Origin of the sequence: Salinimonas chungwhensis DSM 16280 (genome assembly GCF_000378185.1) — a bacterium.
Lineage (GTDB): Bacteria > Pseudomonadota > Gammaproteobacteria > Enterobacterales > Alteromonadaceae > Alteromonas > Alteromonas chungwhensis.
Genome location: NZ_KB899380.1, coordinates 66,845 through 85,386 on the forward strand (window position 1 = coordinate 66,845; position 18,542 = coordinate 85,386).

16 protein-coding genes and 1 riboswitch are annotated in these 18,542 nt (G+C 48.9%); of the genes, 5 read left to right on the top strand and 11 right to left on the bottom strand.

Translation table 11 applies throughout. From position 1 onward, the window contains the following. Window positions 1–2: 2 nt before the first annotated feature. The 7 genes from mraY to mraZ are packed head-to-tail and all read right to left on the bottom strand — an operon-like array spanning window position 3 to window position 7,492. Entirely contained in the window at window positions 3–1,085 is a 1,083-nt protein-coding gene (mraY, locus tag F458_RS0109805; protein WP_018983239.1) for a phospho-N-acetylmuramoyl-pentapeptide-transferase, read from the bottom strand. Further along, complete coding sequence (locus F458_RS0109810; RefSeq protein WP_018983240.1) at window positions 1,079–2,482, bottom strand: UDP-N-acetylmuramoyl-tripeptide--D-alanyl-D-alanine ligase; 1,404 nt, start codon at window positions 2,480–2,482, stop codon at window positions 1,079–1,081. Before F458_RS0109810 ends, mraY begins: the two co-directional genes overlap by 7 nt. Further along, window positions 2,479–4,008 carry a UDP-N-acetylmuramoyl-L-alanyl-D-glutamate--2,6-diaminopimelate ligase gene (gene murE / locus F458_RS0109815; RefSeq protein ID WP_018983241.1) on the bottom strand — a complete coding sequence of 510 codons (1,530 nt, stop codon included), beginning with the start codon at window positions 4,006–4,008 and terminating at the stop codon, window positions 2,479–2,481. The genes F458_RS0109810 and murE overlap by 4 nt, the downstream gene beginning before the upstream one ends. After that, a complete protein-coding gene (locus tag F458_RS0109820) occupies window positions 3,998–5,773 on the bottom strand; it encodes a peptidoglycan glycosyltransferase FtsI (protein WP_018983242.1) in 1,776 nt (591 codons plus the stop codon). Before F458_RS0109820 ends, murE begins: the two co-directional genes overlap by 11 nt. Further along, complete coding sequence (gene ftsL, locus F458_RS0109825) at window positions 5,770–6,105, bottom strand: cell division protein FtsL (RefSeq protein WP_018983243.1); 336 nt, start codon at window positions 6,103–6,105, stop codon at window positions 5,770–5,772. Before ftsL ends, F458_RS0109820 begins: the two co-directional genes overlap by 4 nt. After that, on the bottom strand, window positions 6,102–7,037 hold the full coding sequence (gene rsmH, locus F458_RS0109830; protein ID WP_018983244.1) for a 16S rRNA (cytosine(1402)-N(4))-methyltransferase RsmH: 936 nt from the start codon (window positions 7,035–7,037) through the stop codon (window positions 6,102–6,104). Before rsmH ends, ftsL begins: the two co-directional genes overlap by 4 nt. Continuing rightward, window positions 7,034–7,492: a division/cell wall cluster transcriptional repressor MraZ gene (mraZ, locus tag F458_RS0109835; RefSeq protein WP_018983245.1), complete on the bottom strand. Its 459-nt coding sequence runs from the start codon at window positions 7,490–7,492 to the stop codon at window positions 7,034–7,036. The genes rsmH and mraZ overlap by 4 nt, the downstream gene beginning before the upstream one ends. A 119-nt stretch (window positions 7,493–7,611) precedes the next feature. On the opposite strand from mraZ, the gene F458_RS0109840 reads away from it, so the two are divergent. After that, window positions 7,612–7,809 carry a hypothetical protein gene (locus tag F458_RS0109840; protein ID WP_018983246.1) on the top strand — a complete coding sequence of 66 codons (198 nt, stop codon included), beginning with the start codon at window positions 7,612–7,614 and terminating at the stop codon, window positions 7,807–7,809. 18 nt (window positions 7,810–7,827) lie between these two features. On the opposite strand, the gene F458_RS0109845 is transcribed toward F458_RS0109840, so the two are convergent. Beyond that, window positions 7,828–8,595: a SapC family protein gene (locus F458_RS0109845; protein ID WP_018983247.1), complete on the bottom strand. Its 768-nt coding sequence runs from the start codon at window positions 8,593–8,595 to the stop codon at window positions 7,828–7,830. Between the two features lie 411 nt (window positions 8,596–9,006). On the opposite strand from F458_RS0109845, the gene F458_RS0109850 reads away from it, so the two are divergent. Continuing rightward, on the top strand, window positions 9,007–10,209 hold the full coding sequence (locus F458_RS0109850) for a dipeptidase (protein WP_018983248.1): 1,203 nt from the start codon (window positions 9,007–9,009) through the stop codon (window positions 10,207–10,209). Between the two features lie 76 nt (window positions 10,210–10,285). Here the strand turns inward: F458_RS0109850 and F458_RS0109855 are convergent, their stop codons facing one another. Further along, entirely contained in the window at window positions 10,286–11,398 is a 1,113-nt protein-coding gene (locus F458_RS0109855) for an alpha/beta hydrolase (protein ID WP_018983249.1), read from the bottom strand. 197 nt (window positions 11,399–11,595) lie between these two features. Beyond that, window positions 11,596–11,686: riboswitch (cyclic di-GMP riboswitch) on the top strand. A 107-nt stretch (window positions 11,687–11,793) separates the two neighbouring features. Between F458_RS0109855 and F458_RS0109860 the strand changes: the two genes are divergently transcribed. From F458_RS0109860 to F458_RS0109870, 3 genes are all read left to right on the top strand, one after another. Then, window positions 11,794–12,492 (top strand): AAA family ATPase, encoded by a 699-nt coding sequence (locus tag F458_RS0109860; RefSeq protein WP_018983250.1) that lies wholly within the window; start codon window positions 11,794–11,796, stop codon window positions 12,490–12,492. After that, on the top strand, window positions 12,452–12,790 hold the full coding sequence (locus F458_RS0109865) for a ribbon-helix-helix domain-containing protein (RefSeq protein ID WP_018983251.1): 339 nt from the start codon (window positions 12,452–12,454) through the stop codon (window positions 12,788–12,790). The genes F458_RS0109860 and F458_RS0109865 overlap by 41 nt, the downstream gene beginning before the upstream one ends. Before the next feature lie 110 nt (window positions 12,791–12,900). Continuing rightward, window positions 12,901–15,039 carry a diguanylate cyclase gene (locus F458_RS0109870; protein WP_083928616.1) on the top strand — a complete coding sequence of 713 codons (2,139 nt, stop codon included), beginning with the start codon at window positions 12,901–12,903 and terminating at the stop codon, window positions 15,037–15,039. Window positions 15,040–15,106: 67 nt separating this feature from the next. Here F458_RS0109870 and prsR read toward each other — a convergent pair whose 3' ends face one another. Together prsR and prsK are read right to left on the bottom strand one after the other, a co-directional pair. Next, complete coding sequence (gene prsR / locus F458_RS0109875; RefSeq protein ID WP_018983253.1) at window positions 15,107–16,468, bottom strand: PEP-CTERM-box response regulator transcription factor; 1,362 nt, start codon at window positions 16,466–16,468, stop codon at window positions 15,107–15,109. Window positions 16,469–16,503: 35 nt separating this feature from the next. Continuing rightward, window positions 16,504–18,528: an XrtA/PEP-CTERM system histidine kinase PrsK gene (prsK, locus tag F458_RS0109880; protein ID WP_018983254.1), complete on the bottom strand. Its 2,025-nt coding sequence runs from the start codon at window positions 18,526–18,528 to the stop codon at window positions 16,504–16,506. Between the last annotated feature and the right edge of the window lie 14 nt (window positions 18,529–18,542).

Here is an 18,542-nt window from a genome sequence, read left to right on the forward strand (position 1 = left end):
TGTTACCTGAGTTTAAGCGTGGCCAGACCGACCAAAACCAGAATCAAAGAGATAATCCAGAAGCGCACAATAACCCGCGGCTCTGGCCAGCCTTTCAGTTCATAGTGATGATGGATAGGCGCCATTCTGAAAATCCGCTGGCCGCGTAGCTTGTAAGAGCCCACCTGTAAAATAACGGATAAGGTTTCGATGACAAAAACACCGCCCATGATGATTAATACAATTTCCTGACGTACCAGTACGGCGAGCACACCCAGTGTGCCACCTAACGCCAGCGAGCCCACATCACCCATAAACACCTGTGCCGGATACGTGTTAAACCATAAAAAACCTAAACCGGCACCGACAATCGCCGTACATACAATGACCAGTTCACTGGTCAGGGGGATAAAAGGAATGTTCAGATACGCGGCAAAATTTGTATTGCCAGTAACATAGGCAAAGATTGCCAATGCCCCGGCCACTAAAATCGTCGGTACGATAGCCAGGCCGTCCAGGCCGTCGGTAAGATTCACAGCATTACTTGTTCCTACCAGCGCAAAATAAACCACGGCAATGAAGAACAGCCCAAGTTGGGGAAACACATCTTTGAAAAACGGCACCAACAGGCTGGTTTCCGCGGGCGAGGCAGCGCTGGCATACAGATATATTGCAACCCCCAGCGCAATAACGGATTGCCAGAAATATTTCCAGCGGGCAATAAGGCCATTTGAATCTTTGCGGATGACCTTGCGGTAATCGTCAACAAACCCGATGATGCCATAACCAATAACCACCGCCAGCGTAACCAACACATAGCGGTTGGTAAGGTCGGCCCAAAGCAGAACACTGGCCACAATAGCCGAAAGGATAAGCAGGCCTCCCATGGTGGGCGTACCAGCTTTCGACAGGTGACTTTCAGGGCCATCATCGCGAACAGTCTGGCCGATCTGCATACGCTGAAGTGCTCGAATCATCTTCGGCCCGGTAATAATTGCTATTAATAACGCCGTCAGGGTGCTCAGAATTGCCCGCATTGTCAGATAAGAAAATACGTTAAATCCTGTTTCGAACTGGGTTAACCACTCAGCCAGCCAAATTAACATGCCATACGCTCCCGACGGCGCTCAAGCTTTCCCAATGGGGAGGCCTCAATTGCTTTTACTACATTTTCCATTTTTGCGCTGCGTGAGCCTTTGACCAGAATAGAAATATCCCGTTGCTCGGCGCTACCCAGTGTTTCAAGCGCGGTTAGCAGGTTTTCAACGTCGGTAAAATGCCCGCCTAGCTCCTGATAGACGGCGCTGGCATGCTGACTGAGCACACCCAGTGAAAACAGGTGGTCAATGCCTTTCTGGCGGGCGTACTCGCCAACTTTTTCATGGTAATAGCGGGCCTTTTCACCCAGCTCGGCCATATCGCCAAGCACCAGCACCCGCAATCCACTAAAGCTGGAAAGCGTATCTATAGCAGCATTGACAGAGGCAACATTGGCGTTGTAAGTATCGTCCAATAAACGAACCTGCCCGGATAACTGCTTTACATTCAGGCGCCCTTTGACCTGCGTCATTTCTCGAAGCCCGTCTTGCACATTATCCAGGGTAGCTCCCACCTGAATACTCAGGGCGGCAGCTGCCAGTGCGTTGCCAACATTATGCAGGCCCGGCACCGACAGCTGGATGTTAATTCGCCCGACTGGCGTTACCATCACAAACTCTGCGCATCCGTCGAGTCCAAGAATCACCTCTTCGGCGGTGTAGTCTGCCTCGTGTTTTTGATCAGCAGCAAATGTCAGGGTTTTTTGTTGCTTCAGTTTGCCCAGCCAAAAGTCGGTAAACTGGCTATCTGCATTGACCAGGGCCACGCCGGAAGCATCCAGTCCCTGGAAAATTTCACTTTTGGCCCGGGCAACGCCGAACAGACTGCCAAAGCCTTCAAGGTGAGAGGCCGCCGCATTAACAATAGTGGCCACATCTGGCTTCACTAACTCGGTGGTATAGGCAATTTCACCCAGGTGATTGGCGCCCAGTTCCATTACGGCAAAGTCGTGGTCATGCTGTAACCGAAGTAAGGTAAGCGGAACCCCGATGTCGTTATTGAAATTACCGGCAGTGGCCAGCACGTTGCCGCGCCGCGCAAGAATAGCGGAGGTCATTTCCTTCACCGTCGTCTTCCCACTACTGCCGGTAATGGCCACAGTTTTCACATTAACTTCCTGTTTCACCGCGCGGCCCAGAGCGCCGAGTGCAAGGCGGGTATCCTCAACATAGATTACCGGCAATGTGGTACTGATTATTTCACTGGCGATGATGGCGCTGGCGCCGCCTGCTAAGGCTTGCTCTATAAATGCATGACCGTTAAATGTCGGTCCGGTAAGTGCCACAAAAAGATCGCCTTGTTGTAAGGTGCGGGTATCGGTGCTCACCCCTTCCACCTGAATATTCTTTCCGCTCAGGCGTCCGTGCACCTGCTCAGCAATCCAGGACAGCGTTGTTGTTATCATTTGCTGTACTCCTCTTGCAGCCGCACAATAACGGCTCGCTCGTTGTAATCAGTTTTCTCTTGGCCAATAATTTGATAATTCTCATGCCCTTTACCGGCCACAATAATTAAATCGTTCGATGCTGCATTTTGCAGACAGTAGCGAATTGCCGCCTCCCGATCCGGTTCAAAAATCGCCTGGTCAGGCCGAACCAGACCTGCTTTGATGTCCCAAGCAATGGTGGCGGGCTGTTCTGAGCGGTTATTATCGTTTGTAATAACAACGTAGTCAGCGTGGTGTTCTGCCACCTCGCCCATAAGCGGCCGTTTGCCCTTGTCCCGATCTCCGCCACATCCGAAAACACACCACACCTTACCTTCGGTGTGGGCCCGGGCACTGCTCAGAACCTGTTTAAGGGCATCTGGCGTATGTGCGTAATCCACGACAACATTGGCATGCCGTGGGAAAGTAAACACTTCCATCCTGCCGTTAACCGGGCAAAGCATCGGAAGTACCCTGACCACATCTTCAAACCGCTCACCCTGCGCTAACAAAACAGCCACTGCACTTAGCAAATTTCTAACGTTGAATTCGCCCAGCAATGGCGCATTAACCACTGTGGTCCCCCAACTGCTTTTGAGCCTGAATTGCACACCGCCCTGATGATATTGCACATTTGTGGCCAAACAATGGCGATAGGCTGATAAATCCGGTAATTGCTGATCCATTGATGTCAGCACAATTTCGGTTTGCTCTTGCGCCGCGGCCCGCCAGTTCACACTCTCTTTATCATCACTATTCAAAACCACGGTGTGCAAACCCGGCTGCTTTAACAAAGCTCGTTTCGCCCGGGCATAATTTTCCATGGTATGGTGATAATCCAGATGGTCTCTGGACAGGTTGGTAAACACCGCAATATCTGTTTTCACCTGACTCAATCGGCTTTGCACGATGGCATGGGAGGATGCTTCAAATGCAACCTGACGGACCTTTTGAAGCACAAAGTTTGCCAGAATATGCTGCATGTGAATGGCATCGGGCGTCGTATTGTCTCCGGGCGAAGGGGTCCACCGGGTAGAAGCGCCCTCGTACACACCACTGCCCAGGGTTCCAATGGCTGCACTACGCTCGCCCAGCAGCGATTTCATCTGGCTAAGCAATTGAACAACCGAAGTTTTTCCGTTGGTACCGGTCACTGCAACGGTTTCGAGCTTGGTGGCCGGATAGTCATAAAATGCAGCCGCCAGTGACGACAGCATGGCAGGCAATTCGGCCAGATGAACAATCACCGTCCCACCGCGCATTTCCAGCGCGCCATGGGCACCACTGTCGTCAGTTTGCGTCATGATAACCCTGGCCCCGAGGCTAATGGCCTGAGGAATAAAGTCTCGCCCGTCCAGCTTATGACCTTTAACCGCTACAAACGCCAAATCCCGTGAAACCTGACGACTGTCCAGGGTTAAGCCATTAATTCTGATATCAGGCGCTTCAATCCCAAATTTTGCCAGCAACGGGCGAATACTCTGGGTAAATGTATTAGCTGCCATGCTCATCTCCGCGTAGCCATTGCGTTGAGGTAACCTGTTTGTCATCTGGCGGGATATTCAGCAGCTGTAATGCCCCGCCCATAATGGCTGAAAATGTCGGTGCTGCTGTATCTCCTGCGTGATATAAATCACCGCCGGGTTCGTTAATCAGGACCACGGTGACCAGCTTTGGGTCGCTTAGCGGCGCCATACCGGCGAAAATATTGACATATTCTTCGCCGTAGCCACCGGCTACCGCTTTACGACTGGTGCCGGTTTTACCGCCCACCCGATAGCCAGGAATTGCGGCTTTTACTGCGGTCCCCCCACGTTGGACAACGCTTTCGAGCATATTGCGCACAGCCTGTGCGTTGCGCTCGCTGACGACGCGTTCTTCCTGCGGTTTCCAGCCTCTGGACTTAGGACTTTTAACAATACTTAGTGGATATTTAATACCGCCGTTAGCGATGGTGGCGTACATCCTTGCTATCTGTGCTGTAGTTACCGAAATACCGTAACCAAAAGACAGGGTAGCCAATTCAAATTCAGACCAACGACTGCGCTCATGAAAAATGCCATTGCTTTCGCCGGGCATATTTGTCCCGGTATCAGTCATAAGACCCATGTTGTAATAAGTATCCAGCAAGAAATTCTTAGGCACGCCCAGCGCCAGCCGTGAGGTCCCCATATTGCTGGAATGCTGAATAATTTCTTCCAGGGTCAGTTCGCCATAGTTGCGATGATCTTTGACCAGACTGCCACCCAGGCGCATCCAGCCAGGATGTGTATCCACCGTGTCACCAATATCCACATTGCCAAATTCAAGGGCCGATAACACAGCCAGAGGTTTCATGGCAGAGCCGGGTTCAAAAGCATCTGTAAGAACACGGTTGCGCATACGTCGCGGTGAGACATCTGAGCGGTCATTAGGGTTAAAAGAAGGTGCATTGACCATGGCCAGAATTTCACCGGTATCGACATCAAGCACCATCGCCGAGGCTGATGTGGCCTGGTAATAAAGCATCGCTTCTTTAATTTCCCGATAAGCCAGCGCCTGAATGCGCTGGTCAATGGTCAGCGTCAGGTTCCCCGCTGCTTCGCCATCTTTGGTTTCTAAAATTTCTACCTGACGGCCTTTGGCATCCCGGCGAATAATTTTCGATCCCGGCGTACCGGTCAGCCAGTCGTTGTAAAGTCGTTCAAGGCCTTCGATACCGGTATCATCTACATTGGTAATACCGATAAGCTGCGCTGTCACCTCGCCATTAGGATAGTAGCGACGACTTTCCCGGCGTAGGTAAATTCCCGGAATACCCAGCTGACTAACATAGTCGGCCATCGCTGGTGACACCTGGCGCTGAAGATAGACAAAACGACGGGACGGATTACTGACTTTCTGCCTGAGCGTATCAACATCGCGTCCCAGCACATCTGCCAGCGCTTCCCAACGGCGGTTTTTGCTCAGGCCATTTTTATCATGAACAATCTTAGGATCAGCGTACACTGCCTGCACCGGCACGCTGACAGCTAATTCGACGCCGTTTCTGTCGCTTATCAGGCCACGGTACGTTGGCATATTACGGGTACGTAACGTGCGGCTGTCACCCTGTTCAATTAAGTTATCCGGCGCTATCACCTGAATATAGGCTGCACGTACTGCGATGGCCACAAACACCAGCGCAACCGCGCTCATGACCGTTAAAAAACGCCAGTGAACCATACTGGGTTTAACATTTTGCCTGGCGCCGCGGCTTCGTTTTTTGGAGGCATTCACCTGGCGTGTCATTTTATTTTCACCACTACTTCTTCTTCAGCGCTGGGCCGGTGCATATCCAGCTGCTTTTCCACCATCGCTTCAATACGGTTATGCTCGGTAAGGGCACGCTGCTCCAGTACCAGGTTTCGCCACTGCACGTCCAGCTCATCGCGTTCCTGCATCAATGTTTCCAGCGCGATATTCTGCTGCCGGTTATGATGACTGGAAAGGATTACCGCAAACGCAGAAGCGATAACCATCAAATACAACAAAACCCGCAATTTGTTGCGGGTCAAATCGGAAAGCAGAATGTAAGCTAAATGAAGCTGACCAGCTGCGGCATCCTGCCGTTGAGCACTCATAGCTTTTCAGCCACCCTGAGCACTGAACTTCGAGAACGGACATTCTGATTAATTTCATGCTCGGTAGGCTTGATGGCCTTGCCGATTGGTTTTAAAACTTTATCGGCATCAATCTCAGCCTGGGTGACCGGCAAATTGTGCGGTACCGCTTTACCTTTGCTCTGCTCTTTTATAAACCGTTTTACTAAGCGATCTTCCAGCGAGTGAAAAGATATAACCGCCATCCTGCCGCCAGGTTTTAACACTGCTACGGCACATTTCAGGCCTACACGTAGTTGCTCCAGCTCTGCATTTATATAAATTCGAATTCCCTGAAAAGCGCGAGTGGCCGGATGTTTGTATTTGTCCTTCACTGGCACAGCTTCATCAATTAATGCTGCCAGTTCGGTAGTACGGCTAAGCGGTTCAATAACGCGACGATTAACTATTGCATGAGCGATACGTTTACCAAATTTTTCCTCACCAAACTCTTTGATGACCTGCGCAATATCCTGTTCTTCGGCAGTATTGAGCCACTGTGCAGCGCTCATTCCCCGGGAAGTATCCATCCGCATATCCAGTGGACCATCCCGTAAAAAGCTAAAGCCACGAGCGGCATCATCCAGTTGCGGAGAAGAAACACCCAGATCCATCAGTACGCCATTGATTTGCCCCGCCAGCCCCATTTCTGCCAGCTGATTCTCCAGCTCAGAAAAGGGTTGGTGGATAATGGAAAACCGCGCATCATCGGCAAAGCGCTCAGCCGCCCGAATAGCCTGCGGGTCGCGGTCAAACGCAATTAAGCGACCGTTTTCAGAAAGCTGTTCAAGAATTTTTTCAGAATGCCCGCCCCGGCCAAATGTGGCATCTACATAAATACCGTCCGGGTCAATGGCCAGGCCTTCAATGCACTCGTTGAGCAGCACGGAAATATGCGCGAAATCAGCGGTCATAATGAAAAGTCCTGTAGTCGTTCAGTCAGCTCGAAGCTGCCTTCGCGTTCAGTTTGCATGTCTGCATCTATCTGGCTCGCCCAGGTATCAGCATCCCATATTTCAAACTTATTCAACTGACCGACCAGCATGACTTCTTTAGTCAGGTGGGCGTGTTGACGCAATGGAGAGGAAAGAAGAAATCGCCCGCTTTTATCCAGTTCGGCTTCTGTGGCGTAGCCTAACAGAAGGCGCTGCATACGACGTTCAGCAGGGACCATACTTGAAAATTTACTGAGTTTTAATTCTATTTCTTCCCATTCGGGAAGTGGGTAAAGCAGCAAACAACTCTGTTGTGTATCTATGGTGCAGACCAGCTGTCCATTACAATCATCCAGTAAAGGTTGACGGTATTTTGTTGGTATAGCCAACCTTCCCTTTGCGTCCAGATTGATTGCATTAGCGCCGCGGAACATTCCCCTAGCCTTTTTTATTTTTGCTGTATTTTTCTTGTTTTATCGAGTGCCGTTCTGCAAAACCATATGTTAATGATCCACAATTTGCCACTTTTACCCACTGAGTGACAGTTTAGGTAGTGAACGTTCCCACTGTCAAGGAAAAAACTACGCGCAAACCCGCATGGGGGCTGGGTTTTAACTGTATTTACATACAGTCTTCAGGAGAAGCCATTGATAATGCGCCGGAAAAAGCAACTGAAAAAAGGAGGGATAGAAAATTAAAAAAAGAAATGAAAACGATAAATGAAAAAACGGGCCGTTCAGGCCCGTCTTAATAGGAGTAACACAATATTTTACTCTGCAGCAGCTTCTTGCTGAGCCTCTTCTGGCTTAACACTGCTCATTTGCATGCTTTGAATAGGGTTGTCCGTATCTTTAGACAGTTCCACCAGCCGGTTTAACTGTCCAAGAGAAAGCATCATTGCATACATTGCACCCAGGAAACCTGACTTATGTAATTCCAGTACTTTTTCTTCCGGTAGCTCCAGCAGCTTTTTCTCATTGATGCTAAGCATACCGGTGACATTGCGTTGCTGGTTGTTCTGATACAGCAGACGTATTTGCACTTCTTCCAACAGTTCCAGCTCAGTGACCTGTTTGATAAAACGCTGAGTCATCATTTCACTGTTGGCCAGTTCACCCAGGAACTCCTGACGATTTTTCAAAAAGTCAGACGGCTCACCTTCTTCAGTGAACAGCGGTTGACCTTCAGTGCCCAGCACTTCAGCGTTTTCATCAATGTAGATACCCAGCTTTTCGCCTTCAGGACGCACATCGAATGGATAGCGCATTATGTTCATTGGCACGTGTGGACCTTTCCAGCGGTCTGTTGCCAGGAACAAGTTCTGGCCTTGCTCCATACCCAGCATTGCTACCGAGTGAAAACGTTCTGATTTGGGATCCTTGATAAATACGATAGGCATAGTGGAGGCCAGCTGTGCATACTCTTTAATCGAAGCCGCGGCCAGGTGAGTATTCTTTGCAAATGCAAAGTTGTTATTCACCGCTATTTTCGTATCTTTGTGTTTTTCTTTATCTAGCGGGATATAGTTAATCGCCATAATCTTTTCTCGTAACAGTTAGAAGTGGTAAAGCTATGCAAGGCTTCTTTTTTGCCTTTGAGCACAATTTCTCATAAAAACGCCGGCTGTTATCTGGCGACGTCATTTCAAGGTGAGCAGCGTTACCACATTATTTACTTCAACAATCGCCCTGTCCCGGCAGGTGTCTGACACCAACGTGAAAAAGACAGAGGCGGGCAGTATCCCGTAATTACGGGCGTAAGTCACGCGTCAAAACCATACCAAGTTTTAAGTTTTTATGACAAGCAATTAGCACACTTTTTACGAATTACCAGCGCAAATTGCTGGCTAATTAACCAATTGTTGGAAAGCAGCAGTTACCGTGGCACTATAAATTTAATAATCTGATATACCGGCGATAAATGCCGACTACTTAAAAAAGGATGATTTATGTCACTCAGGCATTCTATAACGGCGGCAGCTGTCACGTTTGCATTAAGCGTTACCGCGTTGAACTGTCAGGCCATCGAGGTTTCTGAAAAAGCCAATGCTCTGGCGCAGGAAAATATCATTGTCGATGGGCATATCGATGTGCCTTATCGCGTGCATGATAAATGGGTGGATGTTACCCGTGCTACCGAAGACGGCGATTTTGATTACCCCCGCGCTAAAAAAGGTGGGTTGAATGCGCCGTTTATGTCCATTTATGTACCGGCCTCGCTGGATAATTCCCCGGAATCGACCCAGCTTGCTCATCAGCTTATCGATTTAGTGCAGGCTATTGTTTATCGGGCGCCCGATAAATTTGCTATTGCCACCAGCGCCGACGAGGTTAGAGCCCAGTTTGATAAAGGCCTGATTTCGCTGCCAATGGGAATGGAGAACGGCTCCCCTATCCAGGGCGACATGGCGAATCTGGAACATTTTTATGAGCGTGGCATCCGCTATATTACACTGGCCCACTCGCAGTCTAATCATATCAGTGACTCATCCTATGACCTGCGCCGCCAATGGAAAGGGTTAAGTCCGTTTGGTAAAAAGCTCATTACCCGCATGAATGAAATTGGGATGTTAATTGATATTTCTCATGTGTCTGACGATGCCTTTCATCAGGTTATTGAGCTGTCTGAAGTACCGGTCATCGCCTCGCATTCTTCGTTGCGCAATTTCACCCCCGGGTTTGAAAGGAATATGAGCGATACTATGATTAAAAAGCTTGGTCACAATGGCGGTATTGTGATGATCAACTTTGGCTCAGGCTTTGTCAGTAAAGCGGCCCGCCAATGGCGTGATGGGCTGGCCAAAGCCACTAATGCTTTTTTGCGTAAAAAGGACAATAGCAAATCTGATATTGACGCTTTTGAAAAGCAATACCGTAAGGAAAACCCTTACCCCTACTCTTCCCTGGACGAGGTACTGGATCATATCGATCATGTAGTAGAGCTAATTGGTATTGAACATGTTGGCATTGGATCAGACTATGACGGCGTCGGCGATTCCTTGCCTACCAACCTTAAGGATGTTGCTGCCTACCCAAATCTTGTTCAGGGGCTATTAAATCGCGGCTACAGCGAGGCTGACATCAAAAAGCTGCTGGGCGAGAATTTTCTGCGTGTCTGGAAAGAAGTGGAAGACTTTGCCAGTACCCAATAATTACCTGTAAAAGACTATTGCTGAAGCATAACGCCGGGCACTACGGCGTTATGCGCATCATACGATCATTATCTTTTTATGGATTTTCGCGCTTAAGATTGGCTGGCGGTTCAGGCATTTCAATGGGTTGTGGCCGCCGCGAATCAAATTGTGTGGCTCCTCCATCGGTATTCGCATCAATAAAGGCATTGAGCATAAAAATCATCTGACGATACAATGGGTTTGCTTTTGGCACCGCACATCGTTCGTTGGCGTTAACCATCTCTGTTTTAAAATACATATCCACCACGAGCCGCGTATTTAACGGCAAGTCTGCATGGCAAAGGTCGTATTCTTCATCTATTTCAAAAAAGGTATTAGTTGCCTCTGAATGACTGAGTAACGACTTCACGCCGGAAATAGGGGTGGTACCGTCAGCCTGAGAGTGAGCCACAAATAGCGGCACTTTGATTTTCTGGCCAGTGTCAAGCCGGGTGCGAATACTGTCAATAATGTCCATTAATTCAAGACCGGCAAAGCCTGCTACTGATGGGTATTTGTAAGGGTTAGGGCCATGTGTCTGGTAATCGCCGTCAACCCATTTAGCCAGCGTTTTTATACCCCATATTTTCCACATTGATTCTGCATTATCGCTTAAGGCCAGTGCGCCGGAAAATAACATCAGAGCGGCAATATTAGCAGGCTCGTCCAGGTATTGGTCCACAGCCAGCGCGCCGCCGGTGGAAAAGCCGCCGATAAACTGTCTATTGCCAAGTTGGTTGGCCAGTTCCATCACCTCATCTACGTGCGCTTGCCAGCGCTCGGCTAACTGACGATCCTCCATCTCATCGTCAGCCTCACGTAACCCGTGGCCAGGTAATAGCGGTACAATGACGGTAAAACCGTTGGCATGCAGTGCTGAGGCGATGCCACGCATAAAATATGGCGAATCACTGAGGCCATGAAAGAGCACAGCAACATTTGTTGTGGCTCGGTTATGGTGGAGGATAAAGGGGCCGCTACCCTCATTTCTTAATACATTGGAGCACACCGAATAACGTTGTGAGCGGGTTTCAGCGCATGGTTTGGTGCTGCCAAGTGCGTCTTTGTAAAGTGTTTTAAAGGCAGCCAGACTTTCATTGAACTGAGCAGCGAACAATGATGGCGCAAAAGTGACCAGCGTTATGCATAAAAAAATACGGCAATTCAACAGGTTCTCCTTAAGAATGAGCAGAGATATCAACAAGCGTATGGTAGCATGATTTTTTTCTGCTTCGATGCTCCATCCCCGGCGTCACAAAGGTATAAAGTTTGATAGTTAGCTATTTATACGCATCACCGAGTTCAAATCAGACTGGGTTAGGATAATTTTGCTGGTCTGAGAGAACACGATCAGACCAGATAAACGAATGAAAAAGGCAAACCGGTGCGAAAGCCCGTGACGCAAAGCTTCCGGTCTTAATCAGTGGTGCACTGAAAAGATAGCGGGGTTACCGAACGTTTGCGTGCTCATGTTTTCATGCAGCTGTTCGCTTTTTCAGTCAATCCAATGCGCATTAAGACTGGTTTACCGTCTTTTTGCAATACCCATTGAGGACTGTTGCCATGATGATTCTTGTCGGTGGTGAAAAAGGAGGGAGCGGTAAAAGCTGTCTGGCCCAGAATATCGCTGTTTATCTTCGTACAGAAAAAAATGCCAGTGTGTTAATGGTTGACTGCGACCCGCAGCGTACAACCTCAGACTGGATTCAGGAAAGAAATGCCAACAACAAGCTGACACCCATTAACTGTGTGCAGCTGTTTGGAAAAATACGTAACGACCTATTAAGTCTTCGCCAGCATTATGATTATGTCGTCATCGACTGTGGTGGCCAGGACAATCTGGCGCTGCGTTCGTCGATGGCTGTGGCAGATCATATCCTTATTCCACTGCGCCCTAAGCGGCGGGACCTTAAAACGGTGCCGCATATGGAAGATATTTTATCTACCTGTAAAATGGTCAATCCGAAGATGAATGCTGCCTTTGTTGTGACCCAGTGTCCGTCCCTGCCTTCGCTGGCCAGCCGGATTCTGGAAGCTAAAGAAGTGTGTCGCTCGTTTGAAGTGCCGGTTCTCAACTCGGTGACGTTCAGTCGCAATATGTATGATGATTCTGAAGAATCAGGCATGTCAGTGATTGAAAGCGAACCTGAGGGTAAAGCGGCCACGGAAATTCGTTGTATAATTGAAGAGCTTCTGGCTCGGGGCAAAGAGGAAACGGCCTATGAGCCTGTGCAATCTCAAAAAATCCACGCCATCAGCTAAAGCCCGATCATTATCGGTGGAGGCTTTTATTGAAGAGGCCAATCACTACGCCCAGGGGCATCGCCCACTCACCGAAGAAAGGGTGAGCACTATTCGGGAGCCGTCCGTTTGCCCTATTCGTTCTGAGACCTCTACCATGCGCAGAGCAACCTTTACGTTAAGCGAGTCCACCATCGCCAAACTGTCGGTGCTAAGCACGAAAACCGGTATTTCCCGTTCCCGGCTTATCCGAATCTGGGTTGAGCGGGCACACCAATATAATGACCTGATAGATTTGACGTACGATACCACACCCTAATCGTATATTGGCAGATGTGCGTAGTTATGTGTAAATAAGCAATTGATTGATATATTCAAAGCGCATAATATGACACTAAGCCTGCCAATAACTTACAAAACTAAGGCCGGATGAACGCGATTCGTTGTATCCTTGTAAGTATTTGCCTGACTATTGCTCAGGTAGATTACGCCGACGCTATGTTACCTTTATCGTGTAGCAGCACTGAGTGTGGCCAATTTGAGCCGCTTATTGAGCAATTCCAGGCCGGCAAACCTCTTGAAGCCAGCAACCAACTCGATACCCTTATTCAGCAACTCAGTGCGGACACACCGTCTGAATCACTGGCTATTGCGTATTTTCACAAAGGTCGTTTTGCCCGGATGCAAAGTGCATACGACGAGTCACTGCATGCATTTGAACAATCGATGTCTTTGCTGGAATCGCTTGATGATGCCACCCACGCCCCATATGTTCTCAGTGAGCTGGCTCGTCTACACCGCTCTCGTTGCGAGTTCGACGACGCCCTGACCAGCGCCTACCGTGCGCTGAATGCCTACCAGAAAATCAACAATGTGCCCGGACAGGCAGAGCAGAAAGTCATTGTCAGCGGAATCCTGGTCAGTCAGGGCCGGTATGAGGCTGCGCTGGCCCTTCTGCAGCATGTACTGCGCATCCCAGAGGTTAGTCAGCAGCCTGCCGTTGCAGGTCGCGCCCTCTACTTTGTCGGTAACGCCTACCTGCAAATGGAACAGTATCAAATGGCTCGCCAGTACCTGAACGATGCTGAACAAACGTTAAGGTCACTGCCTAACCCGTTTTTTCTCGGGGAGACCTACTTTAGCAAAGGCAAGCTCATGCTCAGTGAGTCGCAATACGAGCAGGCTCGCGGATGGTTTGCCAGTGCACTGACCATCTTTGCCCGGCTCAATGCCTCGGCGGAGATGCACCTCACCCACAGCTTCTTAGGGCTGACAGATGTTAAACAGGGTAAAGCCTCGGCAGGTATGCAGGCTATCGAAGAGGCCATGGCATTTGCCACCCGTCGCGATATTATTCCACTGCAACTTGAGCTGCACCTGGTGTATACCCAGGCGCTTAAACTTGCCGAGGAGCCCGGGGCAGCACTTGGACATATCGAGGCCGGAGAGGAACTAGCCAGCGACTACGGCCAGGTTGGGGTTCAGGCGGCATTTTTACGCGAGAAAGCGGCCTTATTGTTCCAGATGGAAGACTATCAGCAAGCCTATGAAGCACAGCAGGAAAGCCAGCGCCTGACCTCAACGCTGATTAATGAAGCCCGCATCCAGCCGCTTATCCAGCAAAGTGCGCAGTTACAGGTAGAGCGACAGGCGGAGTCTATCGATTCGCTGCGCAGAGATAAAGCCATAGAGCTGGCCAAAGCAGAACAGCGTAATTTGCGTAACATGTTGATCCTGGGCTCGCTGGTGTCGCTGTTAATGTTTTTATTCCTGTTGTACAGCCGTTACAACCATCGCCGTCAAAACCTGCTTTTAAAACGTGAAGTAAAAGCCCGTACCGCCGAGCTGGAGCGAAAAAATAAACAGTTAAAAGATGCGTATAAAACGTTGGAAGATGCCAGCCTGCGGGACCCGTTAACCGGCCTTTATAACCGCTATTATCTCAAATCTCGACTGCCAGGCGAACTCAAGCGATCGCAATTTGCCTACACCGATACACACCCTCAGGCCGATGAAGGCCAGTCAGATTTGCTTTGCTATCTGATTGACATCGATCTTTTCAAAGCCATCAATGATGAGCATGGCCATCTGAGTGGCGATCGCTTTCTGGTAGATTTTACCCGTATTATCGGCGATGTTTTTCGCGATACCGACTTACAGATTCGCTGGGGGGGTGAAGAATTTCTTATAATCTGCCGGCAGTCTTGTCGTACCCGCATGACAGCGCTTATCGAGCGATTCCGACAAGCTGTAAAATCGCATATTTTTGAACTGGAAGATGGTGCGCGGGTCTCGGCCACATGCAGTATAGGGTTTTGTGCTTTTCCGCTGGACCCGACCAATCCTTTCAAGGTTCAGTGGGAGCAGGTTTTCTCAATGATGGATGACTGTCTGTACGCGGCAAAACTCTCTGGCAGAGATTGCTGGGTGGGTATCCTTGATGCGACGATAGATGACGACCTTACGCAGCGGCCCACCCACCCACTGGCTGCACGCTATAAGCTTAAGTCCGTCAATATCGCCACGTCCCTGAATAACAACGCGGCCATAACCTGGCCCTATGACTAAACCGCTTCGACGAATAGTGAGCACCATGAAAGGCTACTCACTATTATTCTTCACTTCGCCAGATCAGCTATGCGCCGGTCTTGACATCTTCCAGATGATACTTATCAATCAGTGAATACAGCGTTGGCCGGGTCACGCCTAACAATTCCGCGGTTTTTGACATATTTTTATCTGCTGTCTGATAAGCTCGTCTTATCGCGCGACTTTCTGCCAACTCGCGTACTTCACGAAGGTTGAGTGTTTCCGGCTCAGTGCCCTCTGCTACCTCCACCAGACCTAAATCATCGGCTTGCACCAGGCTGCCCTCAGCCATTATCACCGCGGATTTAAGTTTATTCTGAAGTTCACGAATATTGCCGGGCCACCGATGAGCCAGCATGGCATTAATAGCCCCGTCACTGAAACTTTTTGCCTTGGCATTGAATTCTTCCCGGTACTGACTTAAAAATGTGCGCGCCAGCAGAATAATATCCTGATCGCGGTCCCGTAATGGCGGGATCATAATTGGAATTTCACCAATGCGGTAATACAAATCTTCCCGAAAACTTTCCTCTGCGACCATGGCTTGCAAGTCTCTGTGCGTGGCACAGATAACCCGAATATCTACCGGAATTTCGTTGCGTCCACCAACCCGCTCAATTACGCGTTCCTGCAAAAAGCGCAACATTTTGGCCTGAAGGCCTAACGGCATATCACCGATTTCATCCAGAAACAATGTGCCACCCTGGGCGGTTTCTATTTTATCCAGTGTGGTTTTATTGGCGCCGGTAAACGCGCCTTTTTCATAGCCAAACAACTCACTTTCCAGAAGGTTTTCTGGAATTGACGCACAGTTGATGGCAACAAAAGGTTTGTCTTTCCTGGGACTGTGATCGTGTATGCTGCGGGCAAAGACTTCTTTACCGGTGCCGCTTTCACCCTGTAACAATGTACTGATGTCCGTACAGGCAATCTTCTCAGCACGGCGTACAACTGACTGAATCGCATCACTGTTACCGATAATTCTGCCCATACCCGGACGTGTCTTAGCCAGAATGCGATTTTCATCTTCCAGCTTGGCCAGATTTTGGGCCCGGTTTACCAGCAGCTTGATGGTGTCCGAATCGATGGGCTTTTGATAAAAATCATAGGCACCAAGTTCAATGGCTTTAAGGGCGTTTTCTTTGTCGTTATTGCCAGTTACTACAATAACTTTTGTACGCGGAGCCAGCGCAATAATTTCTTCGAGTGTTTTCAGTCCTTCAGATGCATTAGCTGGATCTGGTGGTAATCCTAAATCCAGCGTAACCACTTTAGGCTCGTGGCGACGAAGCTGCGCGATAGCAGATGTACGATCGTCGGCAAACACAACGTCATAGTTGGTAAAACTCCATTTGAGTTGTTTTTGAATCCCCAGATCATCATCTACAACAAGTATCGTATCCGTCATTAACTTACCTTTATGTTTTTTGTTTAATCGCTGGGTTAATCCAGTGGAAATTCAAGGGTAAAGCAGCTTCCTTTATCCACTTCACTTTCCACCAGCAGCCTGCCGCCTAATGATTCTATATACTGTTTCGCATCATACGCACCAATGCCCATACCCGCGTTGCCTTTGGTGGTATCAAAAGGAGTAAACAGGCGTTCAGCGATGAAGGTTTTATCCATTCCACTACCTGTATCGGTAATTTTCACATATTGTTTATTTTCTATATGATCGACGTCCAGACAAATTACCACTTTGCCATCATCAGCGGTGGCCTGCTGTGCATTGCTTATCAGGTGGTAAACCACGTTGGCAAACTTCTCTGAGTCAACCACCACCTGCGATTCCTCATCAACTCTTAGCAATGGCACCGGTTTGATTGAATGACAACGTGTATCTATGACCTGGGCGATAATAACCGACAACGTCTGTGCTGAGTCGATGCCTTTTTCGTCCACCTTTTTTTCATTAAGCTCGCGCAACATCTTATCCATTCTGGCCTTGGTGTAATGCAGCGTTTCGAAGGTATCATCAATAAATTCAGGATTGTGCTTATGTTGTTCAGCATTACACAAAATCAAATCGATTTGCGCCATAACATTTTTTAAGTCATGCAGAACAAAGGCGGACATTCTGCTAAAGGCAGCAAACTGGGCATTTTCTGCCACGGCTTTAGCCGCTTCACTATGCAATATGTAGGTAGTAACCTGCTCACTGACCGCATGCAGATAATCTCTGACTTCCCAGTTTAGGTTAACCTTTTCATCCGCGGTGCTAAGTAATGCAAAGCCCCAGATTTCCTCCTGATTAAACAGGGGCACGACCAGATGAAACATACTCTGCCTCACCACTTCCCGATCCAGGTGTAATCCTTCATATTCAAATGGGTTAACCTGATAATCCTGTAAATCAATCAGCCAGTTGGTGTTTGCACAAAAAGGGATGAGATGGCGTAAAATAATCCGATCAGCATCGCTCATCGCTGCATGACCACGACGGGCGAGCTCTTCAACATTGGTACCGACTACCTTAACCAGAATGCCGCTATCATAGTTAACCGCTTCGCAGGTTCCGATTAATGCATTATTGTAGACATCGTGAATGCCTTTTGTTTGTGAGGTCAGGGCTTTGGTAAGTTTGACCCATTCTACACGGTAGTCGAACTGATTGGCGAAAAAGTGTTTGGCGATAAATACCTTAGCGCGATTTCGCAGGCTGTTGGACATTATGACCGCGCCAAGTAAGGTCAATGACAATGCAAAAAACAGGATTTGGATGGTCGCGCCCCAACTACCACCAAAATAGTTAACTGCATAGCCAGCCAGGGCGACTACCGAAAGGAAGACCCCTGCCACCACCAACATGGAACTGTGCAACACGACCTGACGGGAAATAAATATATCCACCCCCCAGTGTTTGATACGGCGAATGGCTACCACCAAAAGCGGTAACAACATCAGGTAAACGTAGCCACGCGCGGCGATGTAGCCCAAACCGACCTGATTGACCATGGTGGCATTCATATAGGTGAAGAATTCGAATAAATGAATCGCACCCAAATAGATAACTAGGGGTTTATAGGCCCAGCGATCCTTGCCAGCCTGACGATAAAGCACTTCCAGCAGCACCAACACTTCCAGCGACAAGATAGTCATCAGCAAAAAGTGGGTGGACGCTGCAACGGGTAAAATAGAAGGGAGCACAAGCGTGAGTACAGGAGGAACCAAAATGACAGCAGTGACCGGACGGCTGAGAACTCGCCAGATATTGGTGAAATCCTCACGCAGGCAACTTGCCAAAAACAGCAGCCACACCAGCATTTTAAATGCATCAGCATTGAGCAGATGAGGCATGCTGATGGGGCCGGTTAGCAGTGTCACAAAACTTAGCGACCAACCAAACGTGACCATAGACGCCAGCATCAGCAGATACTTTGCCAACCCAGATTTACGAACCGTGAATAACAACAACAGAAGCGTCAGATAGCCTAACGCATTCATGCCATAGCCGATATCCGCAATCATTTACATCCCTTGTT

What these genes read in the sequence shown, in the direction of transcription:
- mraY (WP_018983239.1), bottom strand. Translation starts at nt 1,085, where the DNA reads ATGTTAATTTGGCTGGCTGAGTGGTTAACCCAGTTCGAAACAGGATTT.
- F458_RS0109810 (WP_018983240.1), bottom strand. Translation starts at nt 2,482, where the DNA reads ATGATAACAACAACGCTGTCCTGGATTGCTGAGCAGGTGCACGGACGC.
- murE (WP_018983241.1), bottom strand. Translation starts at nt 4,008, where the DNA reads ATGGCAGCTAATACATTTACCCAGAGTATTCGCCCGTTGCTGGCAAAA.
- F458_RS0109820 (WP_018983242.1), bottom strand. Translation starts at nt 5,773, where the DNA reads ATGACACGCCAGGTGAATGCCTCCAAAAAACGAAGCCGCGGCGCCAGG.
- ftsL (WP_018983243.1), bottom strand. Translation starts at nt 6,105, where the DNA reads ATGAGTGCTCAACGGCAGGATGCCGCAGCTGGTCAGCTTCATTTAGCT.
- rsmH (WP_018983244.1), bottom strand. Translation starts at nt 7,037, where the DNA reads ATGACCGCTGATTTCGCGCATATTTCCGTGCTGCTCAACGAGTGCATT.
- mraZ (WP_018983245.1), bottom strand. Translation starts at nt 7,492, where the DNA reads ATGTTCCGCGGCGCTAATGCAATCAATCTGGACGCAAAGGGAAGGTTG.
- F458_RS0109845 (WP_018983247.1), bottom strand. Translation starts at nt 8,595, where the DNA reads ATGGCGATTAACTATATCCCGCTAGATAAAGAAAAACACAAAGATACG.
- F458_RS0109850 (WP_018983248.1), top strand. Translation starts at nt 9,007, where the DNA reads ATGTCACTCAGGCATTCTATAACGGCGGCAGCTGTCACGTTTGCATTA.
- F458_RS0109860 (WP_018983250.1), top strand. Translation starts at nt 11,794, where the DNA reads ATGATGATTCTTGTCGGTGGTGAAAAAGGAGGGAGCGGTAAAAGCTGT.
- F458_RS0109865 (WP_018983251.1), top strand. Translation starts at nt 12,452, where the DNA reads ATGAGCCTGTGCAATCTCAAAAAATCCACGCCATCAGCTAAAGCCCGA.
- F458_RS0109870 (WP_083928616.1), top strand. Translation starts at nt 12,901, where the DNA reads ATGAACGCGATTCGTTGTATCCTTGTAAGTATTTGCCTGACTATTGCT.
- prsR (WP_018983253.1), bottom strand. Translation starts at nt 16,468, where the DNA reads ATGACGGATACGATACTTGTTGTAGATGATGATCTGGGGATTCAAAAA.
- prsK (WP_018983254.1), bottom strand. Translation starts at nt 18,528, where the DNA reads ATGATTGCGGATATCGGCTATGGCATGAATGCGTTAGGCTATCTGACG.